Here is an 8728-nt window from a genome sequence, read left to right as displayed (position 1 = left end):
GCGTCGGCGGTCTTGGCGCCGAGCAGCGACCGCGCCTTCTTCTGCGCGGCCTTCCAGCCGGCATGCGCCTGGTCGAGCAGCCGGCGGCCGGCGGGCGTGATCTGTAGCTCGACGCTGCGCGCGTCCTCGCCCTTGCGCGATCGCACCCAACCGGCGTCGATGAGGCGCGCGACGTTGCGGCTCACCGTGGACTTTTCCAGGTCGAGTTCGCGGCCCAACTCGCCCGGCTGAATCTCGCCGGCGAGCGCGATGTTGGCCAGCAGCGTCAGCTGCGTCGACTTGATCCCATAGGGGCGAAGCTCGTCGTCGTAGATCCGGGTGATCACGCGATCGAGGCGGCGGATCTGGGTGGCCAGACAGGTCTTCGCGATCGCGCTGGCGGCGCGAGGGGCTGCTTTCTTCGCCATGCGTTGCACGTACAACGCGACGACGGGAATGTCAACCCCTGATACATTTCGGCCGACATGGCGAACTCGCACGGCAGCGGCACCGTCGCGCGCGATCGACTCGCGTCGTGCGGCGACGGCGTCGTGTTCGAACCCGGCGCGCTGGTGTTCCACCCGGAAAACGTCTACATCGGCGACGACGTCTACGTGGGACACTACGCGATCTTGAAGGGTTACTACCGCAACCATCTCGAGATCGGCGACGGAGCGTGGATCGGCCAGCATGCGTTCCTGCACGCGGCCGGCGGCCTTCGCATCGGCCGCCGCGTCGGCATCGGCCCCGGCGTCCGCATCATCACGTCGGCGCACGAGCTGCCCCCGGCCGTCGACACGCCGATCATGGACGGGCCGCTGCGGTTCGCGCCGGTCGTGCTGGAGGACGGCTGCGACGTCGGCACCGGCGCGATCGTCCTGCCCGGCGTCACCGTCGGGCGCGGCGCGCAGATCGGCGCCGGCGCCGTCGTCACCCGCGACGTGCCGGCCGGGGCGGTCGCGATCGGCGTGCCGGCGCGGGTGGTGCGCGTGCGGTCGTGATGGCGGCACCGACCCGCAGCGCGCCGGCGTCCGGCGGCCCGCCGTGGACCGCGATCGCGTTCGCCGCCAGCTTCGCGGCCTACGCCGCGATGGCGGCGCCCGGCGTGACGTGGATGGACTCCGGGGAGCTGGCCGCGGCGGCGTGGAGCCTCGGCGCCGCCCACCCGCCGGGCCACCCGCTGTACGTGCTCGCGGGCAAGCTCGCGTCGCTCGTCCCCGCGGGCGAGGTGGCGTTCCGCCTGTCGCTGGTGTCGGCCGCGGCGATGGCCGCGGCGGTCGCCGGCGCCGTGGCGCTGGCGCGGACGTTGGTTCCGGGCGCGACGATCGCGGCGCTGCTGGCCGGCGGCATCGTCGCGGCGTCGCCGCTGGCCGCGGCGAACGCGACGCGGCCCGAGGTGTACGGGCCGACCGTCGCGCTGGTCGCCTGGGCGGCCGTGGCCGCGGTGCGCGTCGCGCGCCACCGGGCGCCCCGCGACGCGGCGCTGGCGGTCGCTGCGCTCGCCGCCGCCGCCGCGATCCATCCCGCGATCGCGGCGGCCGCCGGCCTGCCGCTGGTCGCCGCCGTCGTGCCCGCGATCGCGCGCGCGCCGCGCGCGGCGCTGGCCGCCGGCGTCGCGGCCGTCGCGGCGTTGGCCGCGTACGCCGCGCTGCCGGTCCGCGCCGCCGCGCCGGCGCCGCCGCCGTTCGCCTGGGGATCGCCCGACACGCTGTCCGGGTTCGCCGACCTCGTCGGCGCCGCGGCCTACCGCGGCAACTTCGCGGCCGGCGGCTGGGCCGAGCGGTTCGCGTCGCTGTGGATGCTCGCCGGCGAGGGCGCGGGCCTCGCCGCGGCGGTCGCCGGTGCCGCGGGGCTCGCGTTCGCAGCGCTCACCGGGTTGCCCGGCGCGGCCTTCGTGCTGGCGTCGGCCGCCTGCACCGTCGCGGGCGCGGCGATGCAGCGCCACGTCAACCCGGACATGCCCGGCTACGTGCTGCCGGCGGTCGTGCTGTGCGCCGCCGGCGTCGCGCCGCTTTGCGCCGCGATCGCGCGCGCGCTGCCGGCGGCGCTCGGCGACAGCCGCGTCGCCGGCGCGGTGGTCGCCGCCCCGGTGGCCGCGCTCGCAATCGCCGGCCCGGTGGCGCGCGCCGACGACGGCGGTCCCCGCCGGCGCGACGACGCGCTCCGCCACTGGGACGCCACCGTCGGCCGCCTGCCGCCGGGCCCGGCGCTGTTTTTCGCCAACGCCGACTACTCGCTGTTTCCCGCGCTGTACGAGCGCGTCGTCGCCGGCGCGCGCCCCGACGTCGGCCTCGCCAACCGCGAACTGGTGCGCGACGCGTGGTTCGCGGCGTGGCTCGATCGAAGCCTGCCGGAGCTGTACGTCCCGTGGGTCGACGACGGCCGGCGGGGCCGGCCGGCCGACCGCCTGCTGGAGGGCAATCTGCGCGCCGGCCGCTACGTCGGCGGCGACGAGCCCGCGTTCGGCGCGCTGCCGCCGTCGCACGCCGCGCCCGCCGGCCGCGCGTGGCGCTACGCGCTCGCGCCCATCGACGACGACGCCGAGCCGCCGCCGCCGCCGCGCTACGAGGGCGGCACCGGCCGGCGGGTCGCCGGCCGCGTCGGGCTGCTGCGCGGCATGTGGGAGGCCGAGCGCGGGCGACTGGCGCACGCGGCGCGCGCCGCCGGCGCCGAGGCCCGGTTCGCGTCGCCCGCCGCGGCCGCGGCGCTCGCGCGGCCCACCGCGCGGCCCTACCTGTTCGGTTCCCTGCCGGCGCGGACGCCGGTGATCATCTTCGCGCCGTGGCAGCGCGACGCGCTGGCCGACGACCTCGCGTGGCGGGCCGGCCTGGGGCGCGCGGACCTGCCCGCGGACGCGCCGTTCGAGCGCCGGCTGCTGAGCGCGTGGCACGCGCTGGTCGACGGCGACGCCGGCGCGCTGGCGGGCTTCGACCGGGACGCGCAGCTCGCGACCGCGCGCGCGATGCTGCGGGTCGGCGAGGCCGATCGCGCCGAGGCGGTGTTGGCCGCGCACATGGCGCGCGACGACCGCGACGCCGGCGCGCTCGTCCTGCTCGGCGCGGTGCGCGGCAACCGCGGCGACGCCGCCGAGGCCGCCCGCCTGTTTCGCCGCGCGACCGAGCTGGCGCCCGGCGATGCCGATGCGTTCGCGCAGCTCGGCCTCGCGCTGGCCAAGCTCGGCCGGCTCGACGACGCGCGCGCGGCGTGGCAGCGCGCGCTCGCGCTCGACCCGGGCCGCCGGGACGTGGCGGCGTGGCTCGCGCGCGCGGGCGGCGCCCCCGACGCGCCGGCGCGGCAGCCCGCCGACGGCGGCGTCCCGCCGGCAAGATAGTGCAGCCGCCCGGACGCGATCTCCGCCGGTTGCCGCGATCGCGGTTGTATTCCGGCGCGCGCGATGGGAAATACAGTGCGTGCAACCCAAGGCCCAGATTCGGCTGCGCGTCAACGGCGACGAGGTGGACGTCGCGTTCGCGCCGCACAAGACCCTGCTCGAGGTGCTCCGCGAGGACCTCGGGCTCACCGGCACCAAACACGGCTGCGAACTCGGCGAGTGCGGCGCCTGCGCCGTGCTGGTCGACGGGAAACCGGTGCTGTCCTGCCTGCTGCTCGGCGTCGAGGCCGACGGCGCCGACGTGACGACGGTCGAGGGCCTGGCCGACGGGCCGACCCTGCACCCGCTTCAGGAGGCGTTCGCCGACCTCGGCGCCGCCCAGTGCGGCTACTGCACTCCCGCGATGCTGCTCACGGCCAAGGCCCTGCTCGACCGCAACCCGACGCCGACGGTCGACGACATCCGGGCCGCCCTGTCCGGCGTGCTGTGCCGCTGTACCGGATACATTTCGATTTTCAACGCGGTCGGGTCGGTGTGCGGGCTCGGGCCCGACTGCGCCGCCGACTTCGATGCGACCGCGGGCAAGGAGCCGCCGCGATGACCGCCCAGTTCAAGGTGATCGGCAAACGCCGCCGCCGGGTCGACGGGCGCGCCAAAGTCACCGGCAAGACGCTGTTTGCCGACGACTTGTCGCTGCCGCGCATGTTGCATTGCAAACTGTTGCGGTCGCACCTTCCGCACGCGCGCATTCGGTCGATCGACACGTCGAAGGCGGAGGCGCACCCGGGCGTCAAGCTCGTCCTCACCGGCGCGCACTTTCCGATCCCGTACGGCATCTTGCCGGTGAGCGAGGACGAACACGCGCTGCAGCCGGACCGCGTCCGATTCGTCGGCGATCCCTATGCGGCCGTGATCGCGGACAGCGAGGAGACCTGCGTCGAGGCGCTCGACCTGATCGAGGCGGACTTCGAGCTGCTCGACACGATCGCCACGCCCGAACAGGCGCTCGCAACCCCCGAGCCGCAGATTCACGCCTACGCGCAAGACGGCAACATCCACAAGACCGTCGGCTTCGACTTCGGCGACGTCGACGCCGCGCTCGCCGGCGCCGACCGCGTGTTCGAGGACGTGCTGTTTTACGAGGGCAACACCCACATGCCGCTCGAACAGCACGCCGCCGTCGCCGATCTCGACCGCGACGGCAAGCTCGTGCTGTGGTCGTCGACGCAGACGCCGCACTACGTCCACCGCGCCCTGGCCAAGGCGCTGGACATGAACCCGGCGCACATCCGCGTGATCGCGACGCCCAACGGCGGCGGCTTCGGCGGCAAGACCGACCCGTTCAACCACGAGATCGTCGTCGCGAAGGCGGCGCTGTTGCTCGGCCGGCCGGTCAAGATCTGCCTCACCCGCGAGGAGGTGTTCTACTGCCACCGCGGCCGCCACCCGGTGCTGATGAAGCTGCGCACCGGCGTCGACGCCGACGGCAACATCGTCGGCCAGGAGCTGTCCACGCTGCTCGACGGCGGCGCATACGGCTCCTACGGCGTCGCGTCCACCTTCTACACCGGCGCGCTGCAGACCGTCACGTACAAGATCCCGCGCTACCGCTTTCGCGGCTGCCGGACGTTCACCAACAAGCCACCGTGCGGCCCCAAGCGCGGCCACGGCACGCCGCAGCCGCGGTTCGGGCTCGAGGTACAGCTCGACAAGATCGCGGTCGCGCTCGGCAAGAACCCGGCCGACCTGCGCCTGCAGCAGCTCGCCGAGCCGCACTCGCTCACCGCCAACTGGCTCCAGCTCGGCACCGTCGGCCTGCGCGAGTGCATCGACAAGGTCGTCGACGGCTCCGGCTACCGCGACCGCTGGGGCAAGCTGCCGTTTGGCCATGGCCTCGGCCTGGCGTGCTCGTCGTACCTGTGCGGCGCGGGGCTGCCAATCTACTGGAACGACATGCCGCACAGCGGCGTCCAGCTCCAGCTCGACCGCAGCGGCCTCGTCACGGCGTTCTGCGGATCGACCGACTGCGGCCAGGGCTCCGACGACGTGCTGGCCGCGTGCGTCGCCGAGGTGCTCGGCATCGACCCGCACGATATCCGCGTCGTGACCGGCGACACCGACCTCACGCCGGTCGACCTCGGCAGCTACTCGAGCCGCGTCACGCTGATGACCGGCAACGCGGCCATTCGCGCCGCCGAGCAGGCGCGCGACCTGATCGCGGACGCCGTCGCCGCCGACCTCGACGTGCCGAAACACCGCGTCGTGTTCGCCGGCGGCCGGGTGTTCGACGCGCAGGACCCGGACCGCGGCATGAGCTTCCGCGACGCGGTGGTCCGCGCCGAGACGAAACACGGGACGATCGGGACGGTCGGTTCGTACAAGCCGCCCCGCACGCCGGGCAAGTTCAAGGGGGCTGGCGTCGGACCGTCGCCGACCTACTCGTACTCGGCCGCGGTGGTCGAAACGCGCGTCGACCCCGACACGGGCTGGTGGGACGTCGTCAAGATCTGGATCGCCCACGACATCGGCACGTGCATCAACCGCACGCTCGTCATCAATCAGGTCGAGGGCGGCGTGTACATGGGTCTCGGCGAAGTGATGATGGAGGAGTCGGCGTTCCGCCGGCTGCCGCCCAAACGGTCGCACGCGCTCGTGCACAAGTTCCCGTCGGTACTCGAATACAAGACGCCCACGGCGCTCGACATGCCGCCGGTCGTGACCTACCTGGTCGAAGACCCGGACGCCAACGGGCCGTTCGGCGCCAAGGAGGTCGGCCAAGGGCCGCTCTTGCCGATCATTCCTGCCGTCGCCAACGCGATCTACGATGCGGTCGGCGTCCGCATCGATCAGATCCCGATCCAGCCGGAGATGATCCTGCGGGCGTTGGCGGCGCCCGACAAGCGCTACGGTCCGACCGCGTTCCCGGCGTTCGAGGTGGCGCGCGCGCTCACGGTGCCGCCGCCGTGGGACGGCGGCGACGGCCGCGCGACCAACGAGCCGCCGCGCCGGCGCGGCCCGAAGCCGGGGTTCCAACCGCCGCATCCGCACGAGGGGCGGCTGAAATCGGAGGCGTCGTCATGATGCGCTGCCCGCCGTTCGCCTACGTGGCGCCGAAGTCGGTCGACGAGGTCGCGGCAATCCTCGCCGGCGAGGGGCCGCGCGCCCGCGTGCTCGCCGGCGGCACCGATCTGGTCCCGAACATGAAGCGCCGCCACCAAAACCCGACGCTGCTCGTGTCGCTGCGCCGGGTCGCCGAGCTGCGCGAGCGCGCAAACGGCGCCGGGGCCACGCTCGGCGCCGCCGTCACCCTGGCCGAGATCGCGGCCGACGACCGGCTCGCGCCGTGGCGAGCGCTGCGCTGCGCCGCGTCGTCGGTGGCGACGGAACACATTCGCAACGTCGGCACCCTCGGCGGCAACCTGTGCCTCGACACTCGTTGCAACTACTACAACCAGAACTACGAGTGGCGCAAGGCGATCGACTTCTGCATGAAGGAGGCGGGGGACACCTGCTGGGTCGCCCCCGGCAGCCCGCGCTGCTGGGCGGTGTCGTCGACCGACACGGCGCCGGCGCTGATCGCGCTGGACGCGCGGGTCGAGCTCGTGTCGGCCTCCGGCGCGCGCGACATTCCGCTGGCGGAGCTGTACGCCGACGACGGCATCCACTACCTCACGCGGCGCCCCGACGAGCTGCTCGCGCGCGTCATCCTGCCGGATCGCAGCGGCTGGGTGTCCACCTACTGGAAGTGCCGGCGGCGCGGATCGATCGACTTCCCGGTGCTGTCGGTCGCGGCGGCCGCGCGCATCGACGGCGGCGTGGTGCGCGACGCGCGGATCGTGTTCGGCGCGGTGAGTTCGCGGCCGATCGCCAGCGAGGCCGCGGCGGTGCTGGTCGGCCAGCCGCTGTCGGACGAGGCGATCGACGCGTGCGCCGCGGCGGCCGCCAAGGTCGCCAAGCCGCTGGACAACACCGACTACACGATCTCGTGGCGCAAGAAGGTCGCGCGCGCCTACGTCGCCGGCGCGCTGCGCGAACTGCGGGAGCTGTCGGCGTGACCGGCGAGCGGGACGTCGCGGTCGCCGCGGTGCGCGACGCGCTGCGGCTCGTCGCGGGCGTGCGCCCCGGCGACGCCCACGAAAAGCGCGACCGGAGCCCGGTGACGGTCGCCGACTTCGGCAGCCAGGCGGTCGTCTGCCGCGCGCTGGCCGAGGCGTTCCCCGACGATCCGGTGATCGCCGAGGAGAGCGCCGACGCGTTGCGCGCGTCCGGCCTGGCCGATCGGGTCGTCGCCGAGGTCGCGCGCGTGTGCGGGCCGACCGACGTCGACACCGTCTGCACCTGGATCGATCGCGGGCGGTCGACCGCCTACGCGCCGCGGTTCTGGACGCTCGATCCGATCGACGGAACCAAGGGGTTTTTGCGCGGCGACCACTACGCGGTCGCGCTCGCCCTCGTGGTCGACGGCGAGCCGGCGGTGGCGGCGCTCGGCTGCCCGGGACTCGGGATCATCGCGTCGTGCGCGCCCGGCGAACCGGCGTCCGCCGAGCCCATCGCGGGCGGTCCGCGCGCGCCGATCGCCGCCAGCGGCGTCGCCGACCCGCGCGACGCGCGCGTGTGCGAGTCGGTCGAGGCGGCCCACAGCGCGCACGACGTCCACGCAGCGATCGCCGAGCGGCTCGGCGTCCGCGCGGCGCCCGTGCGCATGGACAGTCAGGCCAAGTACGCGGCGGTTGCCCGCGGCGACGCCGACGTGTATCTGCGCCTGCCGACCCGGGCCGACTACGTCGAGCGCATCTGGGATCACGCCGCCGGGGCGGCGATCGTGCGGGCCGCCGGCGGCCGCGTGACCGACATCGACGGACGCGAGCTCGACTTCACCTGCGGCGCGCTGCTGGCGCGCAATCGCGGTATCGTGGCGACCAACGGGCGGCTGCACGATGCCGTCCTCGCCGCCGCGCGCGCCGCGCTCGCGTAGGCGCGCGGCCCTCCGCGCCGGCGCTGCCGCGGGAACGCCCGGACCGGCCGTGGAACCGAACGGCTCCGCGGGAAACCGAACGGCTCCGCGCGGCGGCCCGCGCGGACGGCGCGTCGCGCAGTTGGCCCGGCCCGTCGGTTGCAAGCACGAGTCGCCGCATGACACACCGCATTGCACGCGCCGTGTTCGCCGTCGCGTTCGCCGGCTCCGTCGCCGGCTGCGTGGTCCACGCCCACCCGCACGGCCACCGGCACCACGCCGTCGTCCGCTGCAAGCCCGGCCACAGCTGGGACGGCCACAAGTGCCGCAAGGACAAGGGCCACAAGCACAAGCACAAGCACAAGCACAAGCACAAGCACGGCCGCGGGCACGACCACGACTGACCGCTCGCCGGGCCCCGGTCGTCCCGGCGCCCGGCGCCGCGCCAGCCGAAAACGCGCGAG

8 protein-coding genes are annotated in these 8728 nt (G+C 74.5%); 7 read left to right on the top strand and 1 reads right to left on the bottom strand.

The features are described from left to right. Positions 1–407, bottom strand: a 407-nt coding sequence (locus D6689_16040; GenBank protein ID RMH39622.1) for a MarR family transcriptional regulator, incomplete at its 3' end; no start/stop codon positions are given. A gap of 57 nt (positions 408–464) precedes the next feature. Here D6689_16040 and D6689_16035 point away from each other — a divergent pair. The 7 genes from D6689_16035 to D6689_16005 all read left to right on the top strand — a co-directional run bounded on the left by D6689_16035 (position 465) and on the right by D6689_16005 (position 8668). Next, positions 465–980: a transferase gene (locus D6689_16035; protein RMH39621.1), complete on the top strand. Its 516-nt coding sequence runs from the start codon at positions 465–467 to the stop codon at positions 978–980. Beyond that, a complete protein-coding gene (locus D6689_16030; protein ID RMH39620.1) occupies positions 980–3310 on the top strand; it encodes a DUF2723 domain-containing protein in 2331 nt (776 codons plus the stop codon). Before D6689_16035 ends, D6689_16030 begins: the two co-directional genes overlap by 1 nt. A gap of 97 nt (positions 3311–3407) precedes the next feature. Beyond that, positions 3408–3911 carry a (2Fe-2S)-binding protein gene (locus D6689_16025; protein RMH39623.1) on the top strand — a complete coding sequence of 168 codons (504 nt, stop codon included), beginning with the start codon at positions 3408–3410 and terminating at the stop codon, positions 3909–3911. After that, entirely contained in the window at positions 3908–6391 is a 2484-nt protein-coding gene (locus D6689_16020; protein RMH39619.1) for an aldehyde oxidase, read from the top strand. Before D6689_16025 ends, D6689_16020 begins: the two co-directional genes overlap by 4 nt. Continuing rightward, the gene (locus tag D6689_16015) at positions 6388–7365 is read left to right on the top strand and encodes a 4-hydroxybenzoyl-CoA reductase (protein ID RMH39618.1); all 978 of its coding nucleotides are present in this window, start codon (positions 6388–6390) and stop codon (positions 7363–7365) included. Before D6689_16020 ends, D6689_16015 begins: the two co-directional genes overlap by 4 nt. After that, entirely contained in the window at positions 7362–8285 is a 924-nt protein-coding gene (locus D6689_16010; protein ID RMH39617.1) for a 3'(2'),5'-bisphosphate nucleotidase, read from the top strand. The genes D6689_16015 and D6689_16010 overlap by 4 nt, the downstream gene beginning before the upstream one ends. Positions 8286–8443: 158 nt before the next feature. Then, on the top strand, positions 8444–8668 hold the full coding sequence (locus D6689_16005; GenBank protein RMH39616.1) for a hypothetical protein: 225 nt from the start codon (positions 8444–8446) through the stop codon (positions 8666–8668). Positions 8669–8728 lie beyond the last annotated feature (60 nt).

It is taken from the genome of Deltaproteobacteria bacterium (genome assembly GCA_003696105.1).
In the GTDB taxonomy this organism is placed as follows: domain Bacteria; phylum Myxococcota_A; class Polyangia; order Haliangiales; family J016; genus J016.
The sequence above is the reverse complement of the archived record's forward strand: the minus strand, read 5'-3'. Positions and strand labels throughout refer to the sequence as shown.